The organism is Vagococcus teuberi, assembly GCF_001870205.1.
In the GTDB taxonomy this organism is placed as follows: domain Bacteria; phylum Bacillota; class Bacilli; order Lactobacillales; family Vagococcaceae; genus Vagococcus; species Vagococcus teuberi.
The window spans coordinates 1,908,415-1,932,783 of the sequence record NZ_CP017267.1 but is presented as its reverse complement, the minus strand read 5'-3'; the positions used below and the strand labels follow the sequence as shown (position 1 = coordinate 1,932,783).

At 33.7% G+C, this 24,369-nt stretch carries 25 protein-coding genes, 1 tRNA gene and 1 pseudogene; 20 read left to right on the top strand and 7 right to left on the bottom strand.

All coding sequences use genetic code 11. The features are described from left to right. Nucleotides 1–11 precede the first annotated feature (11 nt). From BHY08_RS09270 to BHY08_RS09260, 3 genes are all read left to right on the top strand, one after another. Nucleotides 12–212, top strand: a complete 201-nt coding sequence (locus tag BHY08_RS09270) for a cold-shock protein (RefSeq protein ID WP_071457588.1) — start codon at nucleotides 12–14, stop codon at nucleotides 210–212. 140 nt (nucleotides 213–352) lie between these two features. After that, nucleotides 353–886: a DUF2179 domain-containing protein gene (locus BHY08_RS09265; RefSeq protein ID WP_071457587.1), complete on the top strand. Its 534-nt coding sequence runs from the start codon at nucleotides 353–355 to the stop codon at nucleotides 884–886. A gap of 2 nt (nucleotides 887–888) precedes the next feature. After that, entirely contained in the window at nucleotides 889–1,326 is a 438-nt protein-coding gene (locus BHY08_RS09260) for a GNAT family N-acetyltransferase (RefSeq protein WP_084657247.1), read from the top strand. A gap of 45 nt (nucleotides 1,327–1,371) precedes the next feature. Here BHY08_RS09260 and rnjA read toward each other — a convergent pair whose 3' ends face one another. Both rnjA and BHY08_RS09250 read right to left on the bottom strand, forming a co-directional pair. Continuing rightward, nucleotides 1,372–3,051, bottom strand: a complete 1,680-nt coding sequence (rnjA, locus tag BHY08_RS09255; protein ID WP_071457586.1) for a ribonuclease J1 — start codon at nucleotides 3,049–3,051, stop codon at nucleotides 1,372–1,374. A 2-nt stretch (nucleotides 3,052–3,053) separates the two neighbouring features. After that, on the bottom strand, nucleotides 3,054–3,269 hold the full coding sequence (locus tag BHY08_RS09250; RefSeq protein ID WP_071457585.1) for a DNA-directed RNA polymerase subunit epsilon: 216 nt from the start codon (nucleotides 3,267–3,269) through the stop codon (nucleotides 3,054–3,056). A gap of 385 nt (nucleotides 3,270–3,654) precedes the next feature. Here BHY08_RS09250 and BHY08_RS09245 point away from each other — a divergent pair, with 385 nt between their 5' ends. From BHY08_RS09245 to BHY08_RS11045, 12 genes are all read left to right on the top strand, one after another. Then, on the top strand, nucleotides 3,655–5,385 hold the full coding sequence (locus BHY08_RS09245; RefSeq protein ID WP_071457584.1) for an ABC transporter ATP-binding protein: 1,731 nt from the start codon (nucleotides 3,655–3,657) through the stop codon (nucleotides 5,383–5,385). Further along, nucleotides 5,382–7,145, top strand: a complete 1,764-nt coding sequence (locus tag BHY08_RS09240) for an ABC transporter ATP-binding protein (protein WP_071457583.1) — start codon at nucleotides 5,382–5,384, stop codon at nucleotides 7,143–7,145. The genes BHY08_RS09245 and BHY08_RS09240 overlap by 4 nt, the downstream gene beginning before the upstream one ends. A 197-nt stretch (nucleotides 7,146–7,342) precedes the next feature. Next, a complete protein-coding gene (locus tag BHY08_RS09235; RefSeq protein WP_071457582.1) occupies nucleotides 7,343–8,371 on the top strand; it encodes a Gfo/Idh/MocA family protein in 1,029 nt (342 codons plus the stop codon). Between the two features lie 4 nt (nucleotides 8,372–8,375). Beyond that, a complete protein-coding gene (locus tag BHY08_RS09230; protein ID WP_071457581.1) occupies nucleotides 8,376–9,671 on the top strand; it encodes a DEAD/DEAH box helicase in 1,296 nt (431 codons plus the stop codon). 21 nt (nucleotides 9,672–9,692) lie between these two features. Continuing rightward, complete coding sequence (locus tag BHY08_RS09225; RefSeq protein ID WP_071457580.1) at nucleotides 9,693–10,016, top strand: PTS sugar transporter subunit IIB; 324 nt, start codon at nucleotides 9,693–9,695, stop codon at nucleotides 10,014–10,016. Between the two features lie 62 nt (nucleotides 10,017–10,078). After that, nucleotides 10,079–10,152, top strand: a tRNA-Arg gene (locus BHY08_RS09220). A 210-nt stretch (nucleotides 10,153–10,362) separates the two neighbouring features. Beyond that, complete coding sequence (gene licT / locus BHY08_RS09215; protein WP_211267903.1) at nucleotides 10,363–11,241, top strand: BglG family transcription antiterminator LicT; 879 nt, start codon at nucleotides 10,363–10,365, stop codon at nucleotides 11,239–11,241. 4 nt (nucleotides 11,242–11,245) lie between these two features. Further along, a complete protein-coding gene (locus BHY08_RS09210; protein WP_071457579.1) occupies nucleotides 11,246–13,126 on the top strand; it encodes a beta-glucoside-specific PTS transporter subunit IIABC in 1,881 nt (626 codons plus the stop codon). A gap of 12 nt (nucleotides 13,127–13,138) precedes the next feature. Beyond that, the gene (locus BHY08_RS09205; RefSeq protein WP_071457578.1) at nucleotides 13,139–14,581 is read left to right on the top strand and encodes a glycoside hydrolase family 1 protein; all 1,443 of its coding nucleotides are present in this window, start codon (nucleotides 13,139–13,141) and stop codon (nucleotides 14,579–14,581) included. 198 nt (nucleotides 14,582–14,779) lie between these two features. Next, nucleotides 14,780–15,250, top strand: coding sequence for a FeoA family protein (locus BHY08_RS09200; RefSeq protein WP_071457577.1), 471 nt, complete (start codon nucleotides 14,780–14,782; stop codon nucleotides 15,248–15,250). 2 nt (nucleotides 15,251–15,252) lie between these two features. After that, nucleotides 15,253–17,397, top strand: coding sequence for a ferrous iron transport protein B (gene feoB / locus BHY08_RS09195; protein ID WP_071457576.1), 2,145 nt, complete (start codon nucleotides 15,253–15,255; stop codon nucleotides 17,395–17,397). Between the two features lie 10 nt (nucleotides 17,398–17,407). After that, nucleotides 17,408–17,545 (top strand): FeoB-associated Cys-rich membrane protein, encoded by a 138-nt coding sequence (locus BHY08_RS11045; protein ID WP_118251027.1) that lies wholly within the window; start codon nucleotides 17,408–17,410, stop codon nucleotides 17,543–17,545. An 89-nt stretch (nucleotides 17,546–17,634) separates the two neighbouring features. Here the strand turns inward: BHY08_RS11045 and BHY08_RS10830 are convergent, their stop codons facing one another. Both BHY08_RS10830 and BHY08_RS09190 read right to left on the bottom strand, forming a co-directional pair. Then, nucleotides 17,635–17,859 carry a transposase gene (locus BHY08_RS10830; RefSeq protein WP_276325600.1) on the bottom strand — a complete coding sequence of 75 codons (225 nt, stop codon included), beginning with the start codon at nucleotides 17,857–17,859 and terminating at the stop codon, nucleotides 17,635–17,637. Nucleotides 17,860–18,084: 225 nt separating this feature from the next. After that, a complete protein-coding gene (locus tag BHY08_RS09190) occupies nucleotides 18,085–18,459 on the bottom strand; it encodes a transposase (protein ID WP_071457575.1) in 375 nt (124 codons plus the stop codon). 19 nt (nucleotides 18,460–18,478) lie between these two features. Here BHY08_RS09190 and BHY08_RS11515 point away from each other — a divergent pair, with 19 nt between their 5' ends. The 5 genes and pseudogenes from BHY08_RS11515 (at nucleotide 18,479) to BHY08_RS09170 (ending at nucleotide 21,181) form a co-directional block, all read left to right on the top strand. Further along, nucleotides 18,479–18,730 (top strand): hypothetical protein, encoded by a 252-nt coding sequence (locus BHY08_RS11515; RefSeq protein WP_084657245.1) that lies wholly within the window; start codon nucleotides 18,479–18,481, stop codon nucleotides 18,728–18,730. A 99-nt stretch (nucleotides 18,731–18,829) separates the two neighbouring features. Next, nucleotides 18,830–19,134 (top strand): annotated as a pseudogene (locus tag BHY08_RS11510) (site-specific integrase); the annotation flags it as partial. A gap of 14 nt (nucleotides 19,135–19,148) precedes the next feature. Next, on the top strand, nucleotides 19,149–19,631 hold the full coding sequence (locus BHY08_RS09180; protein ID WP_010783935.1) for a protein-tyrosine phosphatase family protein: 483 nt from the start codon (nucleotides 19,149–19,151) through the stop codon (nucleotides 19,629–19,631). A 26-nt stretch (nucleotides 19,632–19,657) separates the two neighbouring features. Further along, entirely contained in the window at nucleotides 19,658–20,014 is a 357-nt protein-coding gene (locus BHY08_RS09175; protein ID WP_071457574.1) for a hypothetical protein, read from the top strand. 69 nt (nucleotides 20,015–20,083) lie between these two features. Then, the gene (locus BHY08_RS09170) at nucleotides 20,084–21,181 is read left to right on the top strand and encodes a hypothetical protein (RefSeq protein WP_071457573.1); all 1,098 of its coding nucleotides are present in this window, start codon (nucleotides 20,084–20,086) and stop codon (nucleotides 21,179–21,181) included. Between the two features lie 85 nt (nucleotides 21,182–21,266). Here the strand turns inward: BHY08_RS09170 and guaA are convergent, their stop codons facing one another. From guaA to BHY08_RS09155, 3 genes are all read right to left on the bottom strand, one after another. Further along, the gene (guaA, locus tag BHY08_RS09165; protein WP_071457884.1) at nucleotides 21,267–22,793 is read right to left on the bottom strand and encodes a glutamine-hydrolyzing GMP synthase; all 1,527 of its coding nucleotides are present in this window, start codon (nucleotides 22,791–22,793) and stop codon (nucleotides 21,267–21,269) included. Nucleotides 22,794–22,854: 61 nt separating this feature from the next. Then, nucleotides 22,855–23,778 (bottom strand): type I pantothenate kinase, encoded by a 924-nt coding sequence (gene coaA, locus BHY08_RS09160; RefSeq protein WP_071457572.1) that lies wholly within the window; start codon nucleotides 23,776–23,778, stop codon nucleotides 22,855–22,857. A gap of 12 nt (nucleotides 23,779–23,790) precedes the next feature. After that, complete coding sequence (locus tag BHY08_RS09155; protein ID WP_071457571.1) at nucleotides 23,791–24,333, bottom strand: acyl-CoA thioesterase; 543 nt, start codon at nucleotides 24,331–24,333, stop codon at nucleotides 23,791–23,793. Nucleotides 24,334–24,369: the final 36 nt, after the last annotated feature.

Genomic DNA, 24,369 nt, shown 5'->3' with positions numbered 1-24,369 from the left:
GAGGAAGTAACATGGCTCAAGGAACAGTAAAATGGTTTAACGCAGAAAAAGGATTTGGATTTATCCAACAAGAAGAAGGAAATGACGTATTTGTACATTTCTCAGCTATCGAAGGCGACGGATTTAAAACATTAGAAGAAGGTCAAGCTGTAACATTCGAAATCGAAGAAACAGACCGTGGACCTCAAGCAGCAAACGTTGTTAAAGCGTAACTAAATTATAATGAAAATGTTTAGTGTAAGTAGGAGAATCTACTTACACTTTTTTATTTATAGAGATAAGTTGCATCAGCTATAAATATTAGATAATATGGATAAATAATTTAGTATAGATAGAAGGAGGAGTAAAGTAATTGGAAATTAAAACGTTATCAATGATCTTCTTGATTAATTTTTGTTACGTTACATTGAATACGATTCGTTTTATGTTAACGATGAAGGGGTCTAGAGTGGTTGCCCCATTACTTAGTATGGTGGAAATTTCAATTTATGTTGTAGGTTTATCGCTTGTATTAAATCAAATCGATAAGCCACTCAATTTATTTGTATATGCTTTAGGATATGCATGTGGTATTGTCGTAGGTATAAAAATAGAGGATTATTTAGCTCTTGGATATATTATGGTGACGGCAATTGTTCCTTTAAATGAGGAGAATCATAAACTTCCAGAAATATTAAGAGAGGAAGGATATGGTGTCACACAAACTATAGCTCATGGTCGTGAAGGTGAAAGGTTAGTTTTAGAAATTTTATCAGCCAGAAAATCTGAACGTTCATTATACAAATTAATCAAGGAATTTAATGACAAAGCTTTTATTATTTCATATGAACCCAAATATATATCTGGTGGATTTTGGACGAAAAAAGTACGAGAGAGGAATCGTTAGAAATGATTCAATTTGAACGAAAAAAATTTGCTGAACTCACCCATCAAGAGTTATTCTATATGTATAAACTACGTGTGTCAGTATTTGTTGTGGAACAAGAATGCCCTTATCAAGAAATAGATGATACGGATCTATCAGCTACACATATTTTAGGAAAAAATGAGACCGGCGAGTTGATTGCTTATATGAGAATCTACGAAACGAGTGATACTTGTTGGCATATTGGTCGTGTCATAGTCAAAAAAGAGGAACGCCAAGCAAATTATGGCCGGCTTCTAGTTGAATTTGGACTATCCCAAATTAGTAGTGGGTGTCTAATAAAAGCACAAGCTCAAGAGAGGTTACAACGCTTTTATGCATCATTTGGTTTTCAACCAGTATCAGAAGTATATTTAGAAGATAATATTCCACACATTGATATGGAATTTAAAAAAGTGTAAAAAAGCCAATGATTATCTAGTATTAGATAGTCATTGGCTTTTTGATTATTTATCAGATGTTTCTAAAACCATTGGTAAAATCATTGGATGACGTTCGGTTTTTTCAATTAAGAAAGGTTGAACAGTGTTTACAATAACTTCATTTAACATGATTTCGTCACAATCAGGATGTTTTAAGGCTTTTCGAATCGCATTAAATAAAAGACGTTGTGTTTCTTGTATTAGTTCGCCAGATTCTCTCATATAGATAAATCCACGAGATAAAATATCAGGTCCAGCAACAATCATTTGTGATTTATAATCAACTGTGGCAACAGCCAATACTAAACCATCTTCAGAAAGAATACGACGATCTTTAAGAACAATATTTCCAATATCCCCAATTCCGCTACCATCTACATACACATCTTCAGCGTTAAAGTGCCCAGCACGTCTTGCGCTATCACTCGTTAAAGCTAGGACATCCCCATTCTCTAAAATGAAACAATTTTCTTTTGGGACACCTGTTGCTTGAGCTAATTTGGCATGGATGTTTAACATACGATATTCCCCATGAACTGGCACAAAATATTTTGGTTTAAGTAATCTCAAGAATAACATTTGCTCTTGTTGACCACCATGACCAGATGTATGAATATTGTTTACTTTTCCATGAATCACGTTTGCTCCAGCTTCTGATAACAAGTTGATTAAACGATTCACACTTGTGGTGTTTCCAGGAATTGGTGAGCTTGAAAAGATAACAGTATCATCAGGTTGAATTGAAATTTGACGATGAGTTCCGTTAGCAATACGACTTAAGGCAGCCATTGGTTCACCTTGAGAACCAGTACATAGAATCATAATCTCGTCAGCAGGGTATTTGTTAATATCACGTGCATCAATAAATGTGTCTTCAGGTACAGTAATATGTCCTAACTCACGACCATTGACAATGGCATTTTCCATACTACGACCAAAAACAGCAATTTTCCTTCCTGTTTTCACTGCAGCTTGAGCTGTTTGTTGTAACCGGAAAATATTTGAAGCAAACGTTGCGAATATGACACGACCTTCAACTTTTTCAACGATTTTAGTAATGGATTCTCCAATTACTTTTTCAGATTTTGTAAATTCAGGTACTTCAGCATTGGTACTATCAGATAGTAAACAAAGGACACCTTCTTCTCCTAAGCGAGCCATTTTATGTAAATTAGCAGGTTCGCCAACTGGTGTGAAGTCAAACTTAAAGTCACCAGAATACACAATATTACCTGAAGGTGTTTTAACAACCACACCATTAGCTTCTGGAATACTATGAGTAGTCCTAAAGAAGCTAATTTGAGTTTTTCTAAATTTAATGACCGTATCTTCATTAACTTCATGTAAGACAGCATCACGTAACAATCCATGTTCTTCTAATTTGTTACGAATAAGTGCCAAAGCAAGAGGTCCAGCATAGATTGGAATATTTGCTTGACGTAAAAGAAACGGAATACCACCAATATGATCCTCGTGACCATGAGTGATGACTAATGCTTTTACTTTTTTAATATTTTTAACAATGTATTGGTAATTTGGTATGACATAATCGATTCCTAAAAGGTCGTCTTCTGGAAATTTAATCCCAGCATCAATAATGATAATCTCATCTTGAAATTGGACACCATAAGTGTTTTTACCGATTTCCCCTAGTCCACCTATTCCGAAAACACCAGTTTCATTGTTTTTTATTTGGGGTTTCATGACTAGTTAAACTCCACAAGTTCGAAATTAGTGTGCTCTTTTTCATATTCTAAGTGGTTTCCTTCTAGGGGTTGGATGAATTCGATATTGTAATTAGTGTGCTCAGTAATTAATCGGCGAGCAGTAATAGGTGAATCTGACTCGATGTAAAGAGATTGTGTTTTTTCTCTTTGTGGACTAAATTTTTTATCCTCTTGGTAATATACTTTGTAAATCATTTGACATTTCTCCTTTATAATAAATGACATTTTATCTTTAATTAATTTGTAAAAACACGACAAAATTAGGTGCAAGTAGACACCTTTTTGAAGTAATAGTTATCCTAAATACTTGATTTAAAATAACATGGAATCTTGTCTCATTCCACGGATGTTCACTATCTTTTTCACCGTCGTATTTTGGAGCATATTACTCCAACAATTAGGTTTATTTTATCATAATTGCAAATAATTGTATAGAAACATTCATCATGACAAAAAAAGGATAACGATTACATCGAAAAAATAAGATAATTCGCAATAAATCACTGACATTTTAGCCGAAAATCAGTTATGATAAATGAAATGCATTAAATACCTATTAAATGAAAAAGAGGGTGTATAAATGAAAACAATGTGGAATTACGCTATGAAACAAAAAAAGTTATTATTACTAAATTTTTTGTGCGTATTTGGCTTTATTTTAATAGAGCTAGGGTTGCCAACTTTACTAGCTAAGATGTTAGATCAGGGTGTCGCAAATAATGATATGTCAGTAGTGAAACAAGTTGGTTGGCAAATGGTATTAGTAACAGTAGTTGGTATTATTCTAAATATTAGTTTAGCCGTGGTAGGTGCAAAACTTAATACGGGAATTATTAAACATATGCGTGAGGATATGATGGAAAATATTCAACGATTTTCTCATAAAGAATATGAAGATTTTGGTATGTCGTCACTGATTACTAGAACAACTAACGACGCGTTTCAAGTGATGAATTTTATGGGTATGATTTTAAGAATGGGATTTATTACCCCAATTATGTTTATTGCAAGCTTGTATATGATTGTTAGGACGAGTCCTTCGTTAACTATATTTGTGTTTATCGGGTTACCATTTTTAATATTAGGCATGTTAGTGATTGCTAAGTTTTCAGAACCACTGTCAAGTCGTCAACAAAAAAATCTTGATAACATGAACCTGATATTGCGTGAGAACTTATCTGGATTAAGAGTGATTCGTGCGTTTGTTAATGAAAAATTTGAAGAAAAACGCTTTGAACAAGTGAATAAGGCATATGCAACAAATTCAATGAAATTATTTAAATTAATGGCTTCAGCTCAACCAGCATTTTTCTTTCTATTTAATATTATTATGGTGTTGGTTATCTGGTTTGGGAGTATCCAAATCAATGATGGTAGCTTAGAAGTGGGAAATTTAATCGCATTTATAGAATATATATTCCATGCCTTATTCTCATTTATGTTGTTTGCTTCTGTTTTCATGATGTACCCACGAGCAGCAATTTCAGCTGCTCGTGTACAAGAAGTCTTAGATGTTGAACCTGCTATTCAAGATAATCAATCTGGCATCACAGAAACAAAAACACAAGGTGTCATTGCATTTGATAAGGTATCTTTTGCTTATCCAGGACATAGTGAAAGTCCTGTCATACGAGACGTTAGTTTTACAGCTAATCCAGGAGAAACAGTAGCATTTATCGGAAGTACAGGTAGCGGTAAATCCACTTTAATCCAATTAATTCCTAGATTTTATGATGTGAGTCGAGGTTCTATAAAAATTGATGGGGTAGACGTGAGGGATTATAAATTAAAAAGTTTACGAGAAAAAATTGGTTATATCCCTCAAAAAGCAGTGCTTTTTTCTGGGACAATTGCTGATAATTTACGATTTGGTAAGCAAGAGGCAACAGAAGAAGAAATGAAAGAGGCACTAGACATCGCACAAGCAACGGAATTTGTTTCTCAAAAACCACAAGGGTTGTTAGAACCTATAACAGAAGGTGGTTCTAACTTCTCAGGGGGACAAAAACAACGTCTAGCTATTGCACGAGCAATCATTAGAAAGCCTGCTATTTATGTGTTTGATGATAGTTTTTCAGCACTGGATTATCGAACAGATGCCATGCTTCGTCAACGCTTGAAAAAAGAAACAACCGAGTCAACTGTACTTATTGTTGCACAACGAGTTAGTACAATCATGCACGCAGATAAGATTATTGTTCTAAATGAAGGTGACGTTGTTGGCATGGGAACACATAAAGAGTTATTGAAAAATTGTCAAGTTTATTATGATATTGCTTCATCACAATTGACAGAGGAGGAATTAAAATGACACACTCATTGAAACAATTAAAAAGACTGTATCAATATATTTCTCCTTATAAGTTTGGTTTTATTGGAGCACTATTTTTAGCAGTTATTGCAGTAATTATGAATGCTTTAATGCCTTTTGTAACGGGTTTACCAACAACTAAAATAGCTGAAAATATAAAAAAGGGCGAGTCGCTTGATTTCAAATATATTTTAAACGTACTCATTGTCTTATTTTTAATAGGACTCATTTATAGTTTAGCAAGTTTTTTTGCTCAATGGTTTATGACAAAAGTCGTTCAGCACGCAATGAGAGATTTACGAACAGATATCTCACAAAAGATTAATCGATTACCAGTTTCTTATTTCGATACACATCAATTTGGAGATGTTTTATCTCGTGTGACTAATGATGTTGATGCGGTAAGTAACGCATTGCAACAAGGATTAATTGCCATTGTTAATGCACTTCTTGGAATTACTATGGCTGTTGTGGCGATGCTAACCATTAATGTAAAGTTAGCGTTGCTGGTTATGTTGATTATACCAATGTCAATCGTGATTTCTAAACTAGTGGTTAGTTGGTCTCAACCCTACTTTAAACATCAGCAAGATTCATTAGGTGAGTTGAATGGGTTTGTTCAAGAAAATTTAACAGGATTTAACGTATTGAAACTTTATGGTCAGGAAGAAGAAACTATTCATAGCTTTAAAGATGTCAATAATCGCTTGACGACTAATGGTTTTAAAGCAGCAGCGATTTCTGGTATTATGATGCCATTAGTTAATTTAACAGCTTACAGTGCATATATAGGAGTAGCAGTTTTAGGATCATTTTATGTCATTTCCGGAACTTTACTTTTAGGAAATTTACAAGCCTTTATCCAATATGTATGGCAAGTCAGTCAGCCGATGGGGCAAATCACTCAGTTATCTTCCATGCTACAAAGTGCATCAGCTGCGACCAAAAGAGTATTTATGATACTAGATGAACCAGAGTCTATTGAAAATGAATCAGATATCCCGTTACCTGATATATTTCACGGTAATGTTGAATTTGATAATGTATCATTTAGTTATCAACCGGATCGTCCTTTAATCCAAAATTTTAGTGTATCAGTTAAAAGTGGTCAAACGGTGGCGATTGTTGGGCCAACTGGGGCAGGGAAAACAACTTTAATTAATTTGTTGATGCGTTTTTATGATGTGACAGATGGAGCGATTAAAATTGATGGCATTGATACGAAAAAAATGAATCGTAGTGATGTTCGGTCACTCTTTGGAATGGTATTACAAGATGCGTGGCTTTATAACGATACAATTGCTGAAAACATTCGGTTTGGTAAATTAGATGCAACTGATTTTGAAGTAGTTGATGCAGCTAAGACAGCTAACGTAGACCACTTCATTCGAACCATGCCTAGTGGTTACGAAATGGCCATTAACGAAGAAGGTGACAATATTTCGCTAGGTCAGAAACAACTACTTACTATCGCTCGAGCAGTAATTTCAGATCCGAAAATTTTAATTTTAGATGAAGCAACCAGTTCAGTTGATACGAGATTAGAGGGCCTTATTCAAAAGGCAATGGAAAAAGTAATGGAAGGGCGCACAAGTTTTGTGATTGCTCACAGATTATCCACGATTCGTGAGGCTGATTTAATTTTAGTTATGGACCGAGGACAAATCATCGAACAAGGAACACATGAGAGTTTATTAGCGAAAAAAGGGTTTTATGAAAAATTATATAACAGTCAATTTGCAGAAGATTTAGACGAATAAAAAGCAAACCACTTTGTCAGATAATCAATCGTTACTAGTAGACGTCGTTGCTATTAGCCAGTATGATTATAGTACAGGTGGTTTTTTATTTTTAATTTAGTCAGACATAAATGAAGGAAAAATGATATACTTTTGACTACGAAGTATAAGGATTTAAAACGATTCGCACGACAAAATAAAATAAAGGGGAATACGTCATGTTGAAACTAGGTGTTATTGGAACGAATTGGATTACCCATGCATTTGTTAATGCAGCCATAAAAAGTGAAGAGTATGAACTTAGTGCAGTATACTCACGCACTAAGGGAAAAGCAGAAAAATTTGCTAGTAAATACGAACATCCAGAGACTATTCATATTATGACTGAGTTATCAGGGTTAAGTGAGTCAGAAGACATTGATGTAGTATATATAGCATCTCCTAATAGTTTACACTACGAGCAAGCAAGATTACTGATGACACATGGTAAACATGTCATTGTTGAAAAGCCAGCAGTCTCGACGTTAGAAGAATTAGAAGAATTAATTGATTTGGCTGAAGAAAAAGAAGTGTTCTTTTTTGAAGCGGCAAGACACATACATGAAGATAATTTTCAACGAGTTGCTTCATTTTTGAAAAATAGAGAAGATATACTGGGGGCTAATTTAACGTTTATGAAGTATTCATCACGTTATGATGCTCTTTTACGAGGAGAAGAACCCAATATTTTTTCTGCTAAATACTCGGGTGGAGCCTTAATGGATTTAGGCGTATACTTAGTTTATACAGCAGTAGCTTGGTTTGGTAAGCCAAACTCTGTCTACTATTTTAACCAAAAATTACCTACAGGTGTTGATGGGTTGGGAACAATGATTTTCCGTTATGATACGTTTGATGTGACGATGACTGTTGGAAAAAATGCGGATAGCTTTTTACCATCAGAAGTGTATCTAAGCGATAGTACATTATGCTTGGATGCAGTCAATAGTATTGGTAGTATCATTCAAAAGAAACGAGAAAATAATGACTTGTTAGAAATTAATTTTGGAACAGAGCCATCTGAAGATGTGATGTTAGAAGAAGCAAGAGCATTTGCAAATATTATGGTTAATCCAATGGGCATTAAACAACAAAAAATATACCAAAATTGGGTACAACTTGCCAAATATGTTCATGGATTGATGGAAACGATGAGAAAAGAATCAGATATTATATTTGCGGCAGACGCAAAAGAAATTAGAGGGTAAACGTATGAGTATGTTAGAATTATTGCCAGAAGTTTGGCAAAAAGAATGGGATAAACAGAGCTACGGGGAACCAACATTAATTCAAAGTACCTTATATCCATTATTATTAGAAAATGAAAGTGTATTAGGTATTTCTCCGACAGGATCAGGAAAAACGGTGGCTTATTTGTTGCCGTTACTACAAAAAGTGATTCAAGGAAATGGAAATCAACTCTTAATTATTTTGCCATCACAAGAATTAGCAAGTCAAGTAGCTGACGTCACGAGAGTATGGGCTAAAGGACTAGAATTAAATGTTCAAGCCATTATCGGCGGGGCAAATGTTAAGCGACAAATCGAACGATTAAAAAAACGTCCCGAAGTGTTAGTTGGGACGCCAGGTCGAGTACTTGAATTAATTAAACTAAAAAAAATTAAAGCACATTTAATCCAAACATTAGTCTTGGATGAGGTAGATGATTTATTAAGTGATGCTGATTTTAACTCAACAAAAGGTATTATAAAAAGTGTTCAAGCTGATACTCAAGTTGTTGCAACATCAGCAACAGGGGAACAAATATTACCAAGAATGGATACGTTATTTAGAACAGCGTTACGTGTGATTGATGTGACAGAAGAAGATAATACTAAAGGAAGCATTCAACATGGCTTTATTATGACTCCAGTTAGAAAACGTTCTGAAGTATTGCGTCGATTGGCTCATGTAGAGGGATTTAAAGGGTTAGTCTTTTTTAATCAAGTGAGTGAGTTAGGGGCAGTATCTGAGCGATTAAATTATTTAGGTATTAAGCACCAGACTCTTGCTTCAGATCAGCACCAAGTAGAAAGAAAACGTGCTATTCATGATTTTGAAACAGGACAAGTGCCGCTACTCTTAACAACAGATTTAGGTGCAAGAGGATTAGATTTTTCTGACTTAGAATACGTTATTCAGTATGATTTGGCTCAAACAGTTCCTGATTATATACATCGTGCTGGACGAGTGGGACGTATGGGAAAAATAGGAACAGTGATTAGTTTAGTCAATGATGGGGAGAAACGAGAGTTAAACAAGTTATATAAAGAAGTGGGAAAAACAGGAATAGAGTATTTTGCTACTCATGGAAAATTATTAACAGAAAAACCTGATTCACGTTCTGATGAGGAAGAAATAGAAACGCTTAAGCCGGTTAAAGAAGAAAAAGTTAAAGCGACAGTTGTTAAAGAAGAAACTGTTCGTGATAAACAAGAAACGCCTAAAAAGAAAAAGAAAAAAAATCGCACCAAAAAGCAAAAGAACAAAGGAGCGAAGTGGAAATAATTTTTTTATGAGGGGGAAGGCATGAAAAAACGAATCGTATTAGTTTGTTTAGCAGGAATGAGCACTAACTTATTAGTGAATCGTATGAGACGCGCAGCGGATATGAAAGATAGAGATGTAGAAATTGTTGCCATCTCAGCGTCAGAAGTTGAAAAAGATATTCAAAATGAACAAACAGATGTCTATCTTTTGGGCCCACAAGTTAGGTATTTAAAAAATGATATCAAGCAAGCGTTAAATAATTCAGATATTCCGGTTAAAAATATAGATATGACAGATTATGGATTGATGGATGGCTCTAAAGTATTTGAATATGCAGAGAAATTGATGGATGGTGGAAATTAATACGCAAGATATTGTGACTAGACTTTTACTGATAAAAGTGAGAAAATCATAATGTCTTTGATGTCCCTGTAGCTCAGCTGGATAGAGCACCGTCCTCCTAAGACGGGTGTCGTACGTTCAAATCGTATCAGGGACGTTTAATTTACTGAAGCTAATAAAATTAATTATGTTTTGGTTGCTAGTTATGTTTGAATATTGTATGAAAGTATTAAAAATGTGTTGAAGCAAATAAAAACACATGGTATGATGAAGTCAAATAAGGATTGTAACTGGTCAAGCAGGCAAAACCTCAGACGAAGGCGTGTTCTCTAAATAGAGATGACGGCTTGTTTGAGGTTTTGCTTTTTTGTTTTTCAGAAAGGAAGTGATAGTCATTAAAATTATCAAGATACTAAATAATAATGCCTTCATTTCTCAAGATGATACAGGGAATGAAGTGGTTGTCATGGGTGTTGGCATAGCATTTGGTAAAAAGAATGGTCAAATAGTCGAGCCAAGTAATCGATACAAAATCTTTTCAAATATTAATTCTAAGATTATTGATCGCTTTAAAAATGTGTTTTCAGATATACCAGAAGATTATTTAGAAATAACTGAGCGACTTATTTTTGTTATGGAAAAAGAATATGGCAAAAAAATAGACGATATCATTTATGTTTCTTTAACAGAACATCTTCATGGTGCAATCGAACGTATTAATAAAGGGATTGAGGTTGCTAATCCATTGCTGATGGATATCAAACGCTTATTTAAAGATGAATTTGAAGTGGGCATGCTAGGTGTTAAAGAAGTTAATCAACGGTTCGATGTGGCATTTTCAGAAGATGAAGCTGCCTATATCGCACAACATTTAATAAACGGACAATTAGATAATTTAGTCGATATTAATGATATGTCAAAACTCATGCAAGAAATTATTAATATTATCAAGTTTACATTTCGGATTGAGTTTAATGAAGAATCGATTTATTACTATCGATTTGTGACACATTTAAAATTCTTTGCACAACGGGTTATTGATAAGCAAATTTACACGAGTGAAAATGACGATATGTTTGATTTATTTAAAGAAAAGTATGTGGAAAGTTATGAGTGTGTGGTTAAAATCGATAATTATTTATCTAAAAACTATCACTATCATTTAAATTCGGATGAACAATTGTATTTATTGTTGCATATAGAAAAAATTACAAAAAATGCGAAAATAACAAGTGAGGAAGGTTGATAAAATGGATTATCAGAAAGTAGCTTCAGAGATTTTAAAAGAAGTAGGTGGTGAGAAAAACGTTGTTAGTGTGGTTCATTGTATGACACGTCTAAGATTTGTTTTAAAAGACGAATCGATTGTCGATGACGCGAAAGTAGAACGTATAAAAGGCGTTCTTGGTATTATGAAAAAAGGTGGACAGTATCAAATTATTATAGGAAATGAAGTAGGTGCTGTTTATAAAGAAGTTGTTAAATTAGGAAACTTTAAAACTGATAGCAATGATGATGCACCTAAGCCAAATAATGATGAAGGTATTTTTTCTAAAATATTAGATGTCATTTCTGGATGTATGGCACCAGTTATTCCAGCATTGATTGGTGCGGCGATGATCAAAGTTCTTCTGACTGTTTTACCAATGCTTGGTTGGTTAAGTGAGGGTAGTCAGACTTACCAATTATTATCTGTTATTGGAGATGGCGCGTTTTTCTTCATGCCAATTTTAATTGGTATGTCAGCGGCATCTAAATTTAAAACGAATCCTTATTATGCTGCAACACTAGCTGCTATTATGTTGCATCCAAATTTTATTACTTTGATGAATACAGCAAAAGATGCTGGTGAAACTGTTAAATTCTTTAATATTATTCCTGTCACTTATGCAAACTATGCGTATTCCGTTATTCCAATTATTTTAACAGTGTGGTTATTATCTTATATTGAACCATTCGTGGATAAAATTACACCAGCTATTACGAAAAACTTTTTAAAACCGATGTTAGTATTACTGATTGCAGCACCAATTGCTTTAGTTATTGTTGGACCAATTGGGGCTATTATAGGTAATGTTTTATCAGACGTGATATACTTTATCCATGATAAACTAGGGTTTATTGCAATAGGATTAGTTGCAGGAGTCTACCCATTTATCGTTATGGTAGGAATGCACCATGTCTTTACGCCAATTAAGTTAAGCATGATTGCCACAACAGGTTATGAAGCCTTTATGTGTATTGCTGAATTATGTTCGAACTTAGCGCAAGGTGGGGCATCATTGGCCGTTGCGATTAAATCTAAAAATAAAGATTTGAAACAAGTTGCCGGTTCTTCAGCTTTTTCTGCGCTACTTGCAGGGATTACTGAGCCAGCTTTGTATGGGATAACCGTTCGATTAAAACGTCCAATGCTAGGAGCTTGTATTGGAGCAGCAACTGGTGGGATTATTGGTGGATTGTTCCAATTAAAAGCTTATGGTATTGCTACACCAGCTATTATTACGTTCCCACAATATATTGAAAAAGGAAACAGTGCATCAATTCTTTACGCACTAATTACTATGAGTGTGACTATCGCTGTTTCGTTTATCGCTACTTATTTATTAGGTTTTGAAGACATTAAAGATGATTCTTATGAAGAAGAAGTAGAAGAAGAAACGGTTGAACCATTAAATCAAATTAAAGATGTTTATAGCCCTTTACAAGGTGAAGCAATTGAATTAGCGAAAGTAAATGATAAAACATTTGCAGATAATCTATTAGGACAAGGGATAGCCATTATTCCTGAAAAGGGAGAAGTCGTAGCACCGTGCGATGGGACGATTGATGTCTTTTTTGAAACAGGGCATGCGATTGGGCTTAAATCAACAACAGGATTGGATATATTAATTCATGTTGGACTTGAAACAGTTAACTTAAATGGCGAACATTTTTCACCACAAGTTCATGTTGGTGATAAAGTGAAAACAGGTGACGTGTTACTTAAATTTGATTTAGAAAAAATCAAAGAAAAAGGCTATGATACAACAACCCCTGTAGTAATTACTAATTCAAATGATTTTAAAGAAGTTAACGTAGATAAAACTGGTTCAGTTAATGAATCAGATAAAATATTGACAATAATTTAATGAGGTGAAAACATGACAAAGTATCAAGTACCAAAAGATTTTTTATGGGGTAGCGCATCGGCAGCTTATCAAATCGAAGGGGCACATTTAGAAGATGGAAAAGGTGTGTCAAACTGGGACGAATTTGTTAAAATTCCAGGAAAAACTTTTGAGGGATCTACTGGTGAAACTGCAGTGGATCATTACCACCGCTACAAAGAAGACATTAAATTAATGGCTGACATGGGATTAAAAACCTATCGTTTCTCTATTGCTTGGACAAGAATATTTCCAACAGGCCGTGGCGAAGTAAATAAAAAAGGGCTTGAATTTTATCAAAATATCGTAGACGAGTGCTTAAAATACGGCATTGAGCCAATGATTACTTTGTATCATTGGGATATTCCACAAGCCCTAGTTGATGAATATGGTGGATGGGAAGGTTCACAAGTTATCGATGATTTTGTTAACTACTCAACATTTTTATTTGAACAGTTTAAAGGAAAAGTTAATTATTGGATTACGATGAACGAGCAAAATATTTTTACATCTTTAGGGTGGTTAACAGCGATGCATCCACCAGGAAAATTTGATGATCAAAAAACATTTTACCAAGTCAATCACCATGCTTTTTTAGCACATGCTAAAACTGTTATTGCGTTCAAAGACATTATTCCTGATGGGCAAATTGGGGCAAGTTTTGCTTATAGTCCCAGTTATGCTCTAGATTGTAATCCTGATAACGCTATGTCAAAAGTTGACTTTGATAATTTGAAAAACTTTTGGTGGATGGATGTTTATGCGTATGGTCGTTATCCTAAAAATGCTATGACTTATCTAGAAAAACAAGGCATTGCCCCAGCTGTCACAAAAGAAGATGAAAGCTTATTTAAAAAAGCTGCTTCTTTAATTGATTTTATGGGTGTTAATTATTACCAGACAACAGTTTGTGAATACAATGATTTAGATGGTGTAACACCATATGCGAAAATGAATACAACAGGTGTCAAAGGAACCAATGAACAAACGGGTATTCCTGGGGTATATAAAACAGCTAATAATCCTTATTTAGCTACAACAGATTGGGATTGGACGATTGATCCTGAAGGGTTACGTTATGCATGTAAAGAAATTACAAGTCGCTATAATTTGCCAATTGTTATTTCGGAAAATGGATTAGGTGCTTTTGATACATTGGAAAGTGATGGTAGCATTCATGATCCGTATCGTATTTCATTTTTAGAAGAACACGTAAAAGAAGTGATTAAAGCGATTGATGAAGGCTGTGATGTGATTGCGTACTGTACATGGTCATTTACAGATTTATTAAGTTGGTTAAATGGGTATCAAAAACGTTATGGTTTTGTATATGTTGACCGTGATGAAAAGGGTGGTAGCTTAAAACGATATAAAAAAGATAGTTATTATTGGTATGAAAAAGTGATTGAAACAAATGGTACCAGTTTGTTTGAGTAACTCATTATTATCCTATGACATGATTGCTTTAAGTAGTCATGTTGTAGGATTTTTTGTATGCTTGTTATTAAAAAAAACATAAATGATTTTTTTCACAATATAGATTGACGCTCATTCCTGACGAGTGTATGATTAGTTTATTAAATGAGAATGGTTTTCATTTCTGGTTAGTGGAGAAAAATAGACGTAGGTGAAAAAATGAAAAAATTGAAGAATTGTCAAATGAATAAAGTCTATCAATTTGTTGCATTTAATGGTCAAGAATCTCATGCGAAACATTTAAAAAATTTGGGGTTGTTACCAGGAACAGAGATAGTTTTATTATCGAATAAAAAAAATCAACCATTTATTGTTCTATTTAAAGGGACAAAAATAGGAATAGATGATACTATTGCAGAATTTATCCAAGTTAGTGAAGATATAGAAAAAAATTCTACCAATCTTAAAACATTGGGTGAAATTGGTATTGGAAAACATGCACAAGTGGTTGATTTTACTGTAAAAGGAGCGCTAAAACGTCGGTTGATGGATATGGGATTAACAAAGGGTGTACTTATTCAGGTGAAACAATATGCTCCTTTAGGTGATCCGATTGAAATTACCGTTAGAGGATATGAACTCAGCTTGAGAAAACAAGAAGCATCACTAATTTTAGTTAAAGAGGTGTAGCTATGACAAAAAAACAAATGGCCTTGGTCGGAAATCCTAATAGTGGAAAAACGAGTTTATTCAATGAATTAACAGGATCTAATCAATCAGTCGGAAACTGGCCAGGTGTGACAGTAGAAAAAAAAGAAGGTAAACTAAAAAAGAATACAGATATCGTGTTACAAGATTTACCAGGCATTTATTCCTTATCACCTTATACACCAGAAGAAGTGGTGGCACGCGATTATCTGGTGGAAGATAACCCTTCAGGTATGTTAAATATCGTTGATGCAAGTAACTTAGAAAGAAATCTTTATTTAACGACACAATTGTTAGAATTAGGCATTCCCATGATTCTATCATTAAATATGATGGATGTCGTTGAGAAAAAAGGGATTCGTTTAAATGAAGAAAAATTGTCATACTCTTTAGGGGTTCCTGTAGTAAAAATGAGTGTTGCCAGAAAAGAAGGGTTAACCGATGCCCTTGTAGAAATAGATAAATTATTTGTTTATGGACGAATTCCCGATTTTCCTCTATATGATAATCGCTTAGAAGTGGCTTTGTCTGAAATTAGCGAATTGTTACCAGAGAGTATACCAATTCATCAAAAAAGATGGTACAGTATCAAGTTATTTGAAAGAGATCAAACAGTTTGTTCACGAAACATCATGCCTGATAACGTGAAAAAAGAAATTGAAGACATTATCAGTATGACAGAAGAAATTATTGGGGACGATAGTGAAAGTATTATTATCAATGAACGATATAATTATATTAGTCAAGTTGTCGGTTTGTGTTGTGTGAAAGAGATGGATTACAAACTAAGTATGAGTGATCGAATCGACAAAATAGTAACGAATAGATGGCTAGCTTTACCTATTTTTGCGTTTGTGATGTGGTTAGTTTATTATCTATCCATTCAAACCATTGGGACTATCGGGACCGACTGGGTAAATGATGTATTATTTGGAGAAATTGTTCCAGATAATGTCACCAAGTTAATGGAGATGCTGGTTATTGCCCCTTGGCTACAATCCCTTGTTCTTGATGGAATTATTGCAGGAGTAGGTGCGGTATTAGGATTTTTGCCACAGTTGATGGTCTTATTTTTATGTTTATCTTTACTAGAAGATTGTGGATACATGTCACGTATTGCGTTTGTCATGGACCGATTTTTTAGACGCTTTGGTTTATCTGGCAAATCATTCATTCCAATGTTGATTTCAACAGGTTGTGGTGTTCCAGGAGTGATGGCTTGTCGAACAATAGAAAATGAGAAAGATCGCCGTATGACGATTATGACCACAACTTTTATGCCGTGTTCAGCTAAATTACCCATTATTGGTCTTATTGCAGGTGCTTTTTTTCCACATAGCTCTTGGGTTGCACCATCAGCTTATTTTGTGGGAATTGGTTCTATTGTTTTGTCAGGTATTATATTAAAGAAAACAGCATTGTTTAGTGGAGATACAGCACCATTTATTATGGAATTGCCTGATTATCACATGCCAAGATTTAAAAATAGTTTTAGACAAATGATCGAGCGATCAAAATCTTTTGTAAAAAAAGCAGGGACGATTATTTTTGCGAGTTCTGTTATGATTTGGCTTTTATCTTCATTTAACTTTAGAGGACAAATGGTAGAAACGGATCAAAGTATTTTAGCGTCTTTAGGTCAAATGATTTCATTTATTTTCGTACCACTTGGATGGGGAAATTGGAGAACAACCGTTGCAACGATAACAGGATTGATTGCTAAAGAAAATGTAGTAGGAACGTTTGGTATTTTGTATAGTCACTTGCAAGAAGTCTCAGAAACTGGAAAAGAATATTGGCCATTATTAAGTGCTAGTTTAACACCAGTTGCAGGGTATTCGTTTTTATTATTTAATCTATTATGTGCGCCATGTTTTGCTGCGATTGGGGCCATACGTCGAGAAATGAATGATTGGAGATGGACAACTCTTGCAATAAGTTATCAATGTATACTAGCTTATGTTGTCAGTTTAGTAGTTTATCAATTTGGTCACTTTCTATTTGAAGGAGGTACATTTGGTGTTGGACAGATAGTAGCATGTATTTTGGTTATAGGTATGATGGTATTACTAACTAAGAAACCTAAAAAAGAAAAATTGGTTGGCGTAGAAGGTATCAGTATATTATAGGAGTGGTAGTATGGGTACAATTATTTTAGCTGGAATTATATTTTTAGGAGTAGCTAGGGTTGTATATAAGTATGGTATAAAAAAAGAAAAAACATGTGATTGTTCTTCAGCGGAGTGTCCGATAAAAAATACAATATCAGATAAGTAGGTGCTACTTTTAAAAAGCACGACTAATAAAAAAACTCTCTGAAATTAAGACAATAAAACGTTGATTTCAGAGGGGTTTTTTTGTTGTTTTTATTTAACCTGAAAAACTTGATCTTGAATCAAAAAGATACATAGTTTGAATAGTAGAAAGTTTCGATAACCATAGGCCATACGTTTAATCACTTTAATTTTATTGTTAATGCCTTCTAAGAAACTATTGGAATAAGAGTATTCAAAGGTATTCATGACCCCTTGGGAGAACTTACCAAATATTTTGAATTTATCTCTACAATACTTTGGTAATTCAATAGGTATTTGTGAACATCACTATAAAAATAAGACATAATCGTTAGTTCTATAATCATGATTCAATTATTGGATAAAAAGATACGTTTTTTTAATAGAGAGCTATAAGAAAGTAACTCATCTACACAAAGATCCATAGGCAATAAGTTAAAATTCGGTTGCTGATTATTCGTAAATGACACTAACACACGTTTAACAGTATTTTCAGAGACACTGTGGTATTCTGCGATTTTTTTAACGTGATCGATTCTCCTTTAAGTCAAAAGCAATTTGGTATTTAAGTTGTTTAGAAATTTTACAATAGTCATCTACTAGAGAAGTAGAAGCACTGAAAGTTGAGCCACAGTTTCTACAAGGGTAACGTTCTCTGTGAAGTTTCAGATAAGTTGGACGACGTTCAATTTCAGGCAATTGACTAATGGTTTGATACATTCCGTTTTTAACGGGTTGATACAATTCATAAATCTTGCATTCTTTATCTTTATTCACTAATCTTCCTGTCTTCATGTTAACTGAGCGGTTGTTTCTTGCTTCGCGAGACAACCAATATTCATTAAAAATAAGAGAATCATCTGTTAAATTGAGTAGTTTTCTTGTATTATTATCCATAGGGGTATTCTCCTTTGTAATGTTAGTTATAGACGACTTAATTTTACCAATAAAAACGCCCTTTTTTCTATGCCTAAAACAAAAAATCACATTGATAGAATTTACTCTACCAACACGATTTAGTGTACAGTCGAAAAAAGTAGGTTTTTCGACAAAAGATAAGTTTGAAAAAGTTATTGCAACATTTGGATTATCAGATTACCATGAATATTTTAGTTTTGTTTTAATTTGGTTGTTATTTATGACTCGATTACGTTTTGGAGAGGCTTAAGTATTAGAGTGGGAAAAAGATATTGATTGAATTACTGAAACAATGAAAAATCTTCAAACTAAAAGTATTCTTTCTAAGTAGGTGCTACCATATAATTGAGTGCCAACAAATAAAAGTGCTACTTATCATGTAATAACACGTCATTCTAAGCTAGCAGGTGTTCATAGAATTAAAGCCTATGCACTAAGATATTCTCATACTTCCTTGTTAATTTGGGTGAAAATGCACTAGTTGTTCGAGATAGGTTAGGTCACGAGGATATACAAACAACTTTGGGAACATATGGACACTTGTATGAGAATGCTAATAAAGAAGTAGCGAGAAAACTAACAAATATAATTGATATTCCAAAAGCTAATGTGACTAGAAAACTTATTACTAATCAGTATATTAAACGAAAGTAAAGGAGTGGTTTTCAATGGATAAAGTTACCATCATGAGCCGAAAAAAATTTTTGGAGTGGATACCCCCAATTTCAAAAGAGCAAGTTGTTGCCATTAGAATTGGCGATAGACCACCAGTGAAAGACACTGCCTCTAAACGATATTTAGATACCTTATCTTTAGCTTTTTATGATGAATGGACGTTTGCTGATGAAATAGACCGAAGCACGCCAGAAGGTAGTAATCGATTAACTGAAAAAGACAAAGTAATTATAGATGAATTTATAGATCAATATGCCAACAAAAATTTTGTTCTCCATTGTGAGCAAGGCATTAGTCGAAGCTCAGCAATTGGTTATTATATTTTAAAACGCCTTGGATATATTGAAGAACTCAACGATAAAAAAGATAGTTCCTTATTCTTTCCGAATATTGAAGTATATGGGCTATTGATTGGGAAGCCTTATACAAAAGATACTGCTACGGAGCTAATGAATGAATTGAAGAGTTTAGAATAATTAGTCTCACAGAAGGTTGTGGAGCAATGAATAGAATAGGAATTTTTTTTATTTGTAGTAATGGTGAAATTATAGCAAATCATATACCTTATAAAAAAGGAAGGATGTTAAATGGGTTATATGATAGTAATAGCGACCATTGGGAGTTGTTCGATTCGCTTATTTTTAAATTTGATACAGATGACTATATCAATGTACCTCGAGGAAGAGTTATTTTTGATGAACTAAATAATCAAAGTATTATCTATATAGATAAGTGCTATCTTTCAGATAAGAAAGTTTTGAAAAAAATTATTAAATCATTTCAAGTGAAAAATTATGTTATAAAAACAGATATTCATTATCAGTGTCCAAATTGTTTGGGAAATATATGGGACGATTGATAACTGATTAAATAAATGAGATGAGCATATGGTATAATTATTGTAAATAGCAGTAAAGGAGAGTAAGTAGTGAGCACTCGAGAACAAGCAATTTTATACTGGCTTTTAGTTGTACTATTTCTTATTATAGTATTTGGAAGAAAAAACAATCTGCTGGACTCTTTAAAAGATGTTATTAAATACACGATAAAATTTTTATTAAATCCTATTGCTATGGTAATAATTTCAATTAATTTACTGTACATCTTTATAATTTATTATTTCGTATATAAAGATGATTTGCAAATTTCTTTATGGTATATAAAAGACTACTTAATTGTTTTACTTTTTTCAGTATTTCCAATTGTTGAGTATTTAAAAAGATTGAAATTTAGTGAAATATTTCATGAGAAAAAAACTGAACTGTTCAGTCTAGCAACGATTCCTCTCTTTATAAATTCAACGTATACTTTGCCCGTTGTTTGGGAAATGGTATTAGTATTTGTTGTAACGTTTCTTTCTATATTTATAGCAGTCGCAAATCAAAAGGAAGATACGAAAATTGTCTCTAAGTTTTTTAATTTTTTCTTGATAGGTATAGGTTTATTTATGATATACACGTCACTAGATCAATTTTTTAAAAATGTGAAAGATATTTTTTCGTTAGATTTTTGGATTTCCTTTGGAATAGAGCCTTTGGTATGGGTATTAAATATTCCTGTAATTTATCTAGCTAGAGAGATGATTTACATAGAAAAAAAAGTTATCTTCAGTGACCATAAAAATAGGATATATAGTTATTTTATATATTGGTTTCAAATGCTAGTGAAAAAAATAAAATTTCGAAAATATAAAGATATTTATCCTGTTTTATCTAATTCTATAAAGGAAGCTAAAGAACTATCCGCTATTGGAGGAAACCGTATTTATATAAAAATAAATATAGAAAATATATCAAATGAGATTTTAATATCCATTGTTAGTGACGCCATATTGGGACGCAATAAATATACGGGCGTGATTAATCAAAGAGAGAAGTACCCTAATGTAGTAGAAATAAGAAATGAGAATAACGAATTATTTGCATTTTGGCAAGATTCGTTTATAACTCCTGAATACAGAGATAATAGAATAGATGGTATGGAAACTATTGAATTAATAGAAGGAATTAAGTTAGTTCAGAATTAAAAGATTATTGGTTGCAAAATGGTTGCATAATATAAAAAAAAGAGCCTAGACCCCTTATAAATAAAGGATTCTAGACTCTTTTCTCTTATTCCCACTCTACAGTTGCAGGTGGTTTACTTGTAATATCATACACGATACGGTTAACGTGATCGACTTCATTTACGATACGAACTGAGATTTTTTGTAGTAAGTCCCAATCAATACGAGCAAAGTCAGCAGTCATACCGTCGATTGATGTAATCGCACGAATACCGATAGTGTAGTCATAAGTACGACCGTCTCCCATAACCCCAACAGAACGGATACCTGGTAAAACAGTAAAGTATTGCCAAATGTCACGATCTAAACCAGCGTTTGCGATTTCTTCACGTAAGATAGCGTCACTTTCACGCACGATTTCTAATTTTTCTTCAGTAATTTCGCCTAAGACACGGATACCTAATCCAGGACCTGGGAATGGTTGACGCCATACTATTGAGTCTGGCATGCCAAGTTCAGTACCTAACGCACGAACTTCGTCTTTAAATAATGTGTTTAATGGTTCAATTAATTTGAACGCCATATCTTCAGGAAGTCCACCAACGTTATGATGTGATTTGATCACTTCAGCTGTATCAGTTCCACTTTCGATAACATCTGTGTAAAGTGTTCCTTGCGCTAAGAATTCAATACCATCAAGTTTGGCTGCTTCATCATCAAATAAGTAGATAAACTCATTACCAATGATTTTACGTTTTTGTTCAGGATCAGATACACCTTTTAGTTTATCTAAGAAACGATCTTTTGCGTCCACTTTAATGATGTTTAAGCCAAATTTCCCACCTAAACTTTCCATAACTTGGTCAGCTTCACCTTTACGCAATAAACCATGGTCAACGAAGATACAAGTTAATTGATCCCCAATCGCACGTTGTAATAATACCCCAACGACACTTGAGTCAACCCCACCTGATAAAGCAAGTAAGACTTTTTTGTCTCCAACTTGTTCGCGGATTTTAGCGATTTCGATATCAATAAAGCTATCCATTGACCAATCACCTTTACATCCACAGATGTCAAAAGCAAACTGACGTAGCATATCATTACCATTGATTGAATGACGAACTTCTGGATGGAATTGAACAGCATACATTTTTTTCGCATGATTTTCCATAGCAGAGATTGGACAGTTTTCACTTGTTGCTGTAACAGTGAATCCTTCCGGCACTTCAGTAACTAAGTCACCATGGCTCATCCAAACTTGTTGTTCTTCCGGTAGAGAATCAAATAAAGTTGATTCGTTTGTTAGAGATAATACAGCTTTACCATATTCGCGGCTATCAGCTTCAGAAACAACGCCACCTAATTTGTGCGTCATTAATTGCATACCGTAACAAATACCTAAAATAGGAATGCCTAATTCAAATATTTCTGGGTCAATATTAAAACTTCCATCATCATACACACTGTTTGGTCCACCAGAGAAAATAATTCCTTTAGGAGCAATTTCTTTGATTTCTTCAGCAGTAATTTTGTGGCTCAATAATTCTGAGAATACGCCCAATTCACGAATACGTCGTGTGATTAACTGGTTGTACTGGCTACCAAAATCTAACACTATAATCTTTTCCATATCTTTAAGTTCAGATACTTTCGTCACTTACTTCACCTTTTCTTTCTATATATTAATATTATTAAAACTTACGTAAATAAATTTCATCAATCTCGTGATTTTGTGCTTTGTGCAAGATAACATCTGCACGGCTACGAGTTGGCAAAATGAACTCATTGAGGTTTTTTAGATTGACATCTTTCCACACACGACGAGCCATCGCTAATGCTTCTTCACGCGGACCATTAGCATATTCATAATAATAATTAGTTTTATCATTTTTTGCAAGAACCAATAAATCTTCGAAGCGTTTTAAATACCAACTTTCAATCAGTTGTGGATCAGCATCGACATAGACTGAAAAGTCGAAGAAATCACTGATATAAATGTGTTGGTTCGCTGGAAGTTGTAGGACGTTAATCCCTTCAACTATCAAGATATCAGGTTGCGAAATTGTTTCAAATTCCCCGGGAATAATGTCATAAACTTCATGAGAATAGGTAGGAATTTTTAAATTATCTCCACCGTTTTTAACAGCATTTAAAAAAGATAATAATTTTTCCATATCATAACTTTCAGGGAATCCTTTTTTATTTAAAATACCTCGTTTGGTTAATTCATCAGTAGAATATAAAAAACCATCCGTTGTGATGAGTTGGACATGACGTCGTTTAAAAATACGAGAGAGCATCATTTGCAGTAAACGAGCTGTCGTGCTTTTTCCAACGGCCACACTACCAGCAACCCCAATGATAAATGGAGAAGGAGGTAAAAACTTCTGCATGAATAACCCCTTACTTAGATGCAGTGATTCATATTCCTTCATATATATATTGATTAAATGAGTCAGTGGAATATAAATGTCCTGTACGTCTTGTAAGGAAATAGTATCGTTGTAACTTTTAATTTGTTGCAGTTCTTCATCCGTTAATGGTGCAGTACCATTACGATAAAAACCTTGCCACTCATCACGAGTTAAATGATAGAAATTTGTTTTTTCATCCATGAGTCGATTCCTCTACTTATCATCTTCAATCAGATTAGGTAATTGTTGAGAGATATATTGACCTAATTCTTTATTAAATGATAGTTCTCTTAGTCTATTTTCTCGTCGCTTTTTGTATCCTTTATGAATCATTTTCTCTTCGACTGATTCAGGTATGATTGCAGGAACGCTTGTAAATGTCTCATCCACTTTTACGACAACAAATGTCATAAAACAGGTTGCGGCTAAATAATGTTGTCCTGTTTTTAAGTTTTCGCCAGTTACTTTGACAAAAACTTCCATTGATTTTTTACCAGTACCTGAAACATATGCTTCAACCGTTACAGCATCATTTTCATAGATAGGATGTAAAAAATCTAAACTATCAGTTGATGCTGTCATTGTCGGAATACGGCAGTGGCGAGAAACAGCAATAGAAGCTGTGTCATCGATTAAAGACATTAGTTTTCCTCCAAATAAGGCACCGAATGAGTTAAGATCATTAGGAAATACGCGATGAGTTTGAATAGCGTAAGATTCCTTGCATTTTTTTTCATTTGGTAGTGATACAAACACGTTAAAAACTCCTTTTTTCGTGGTATGATATTATAA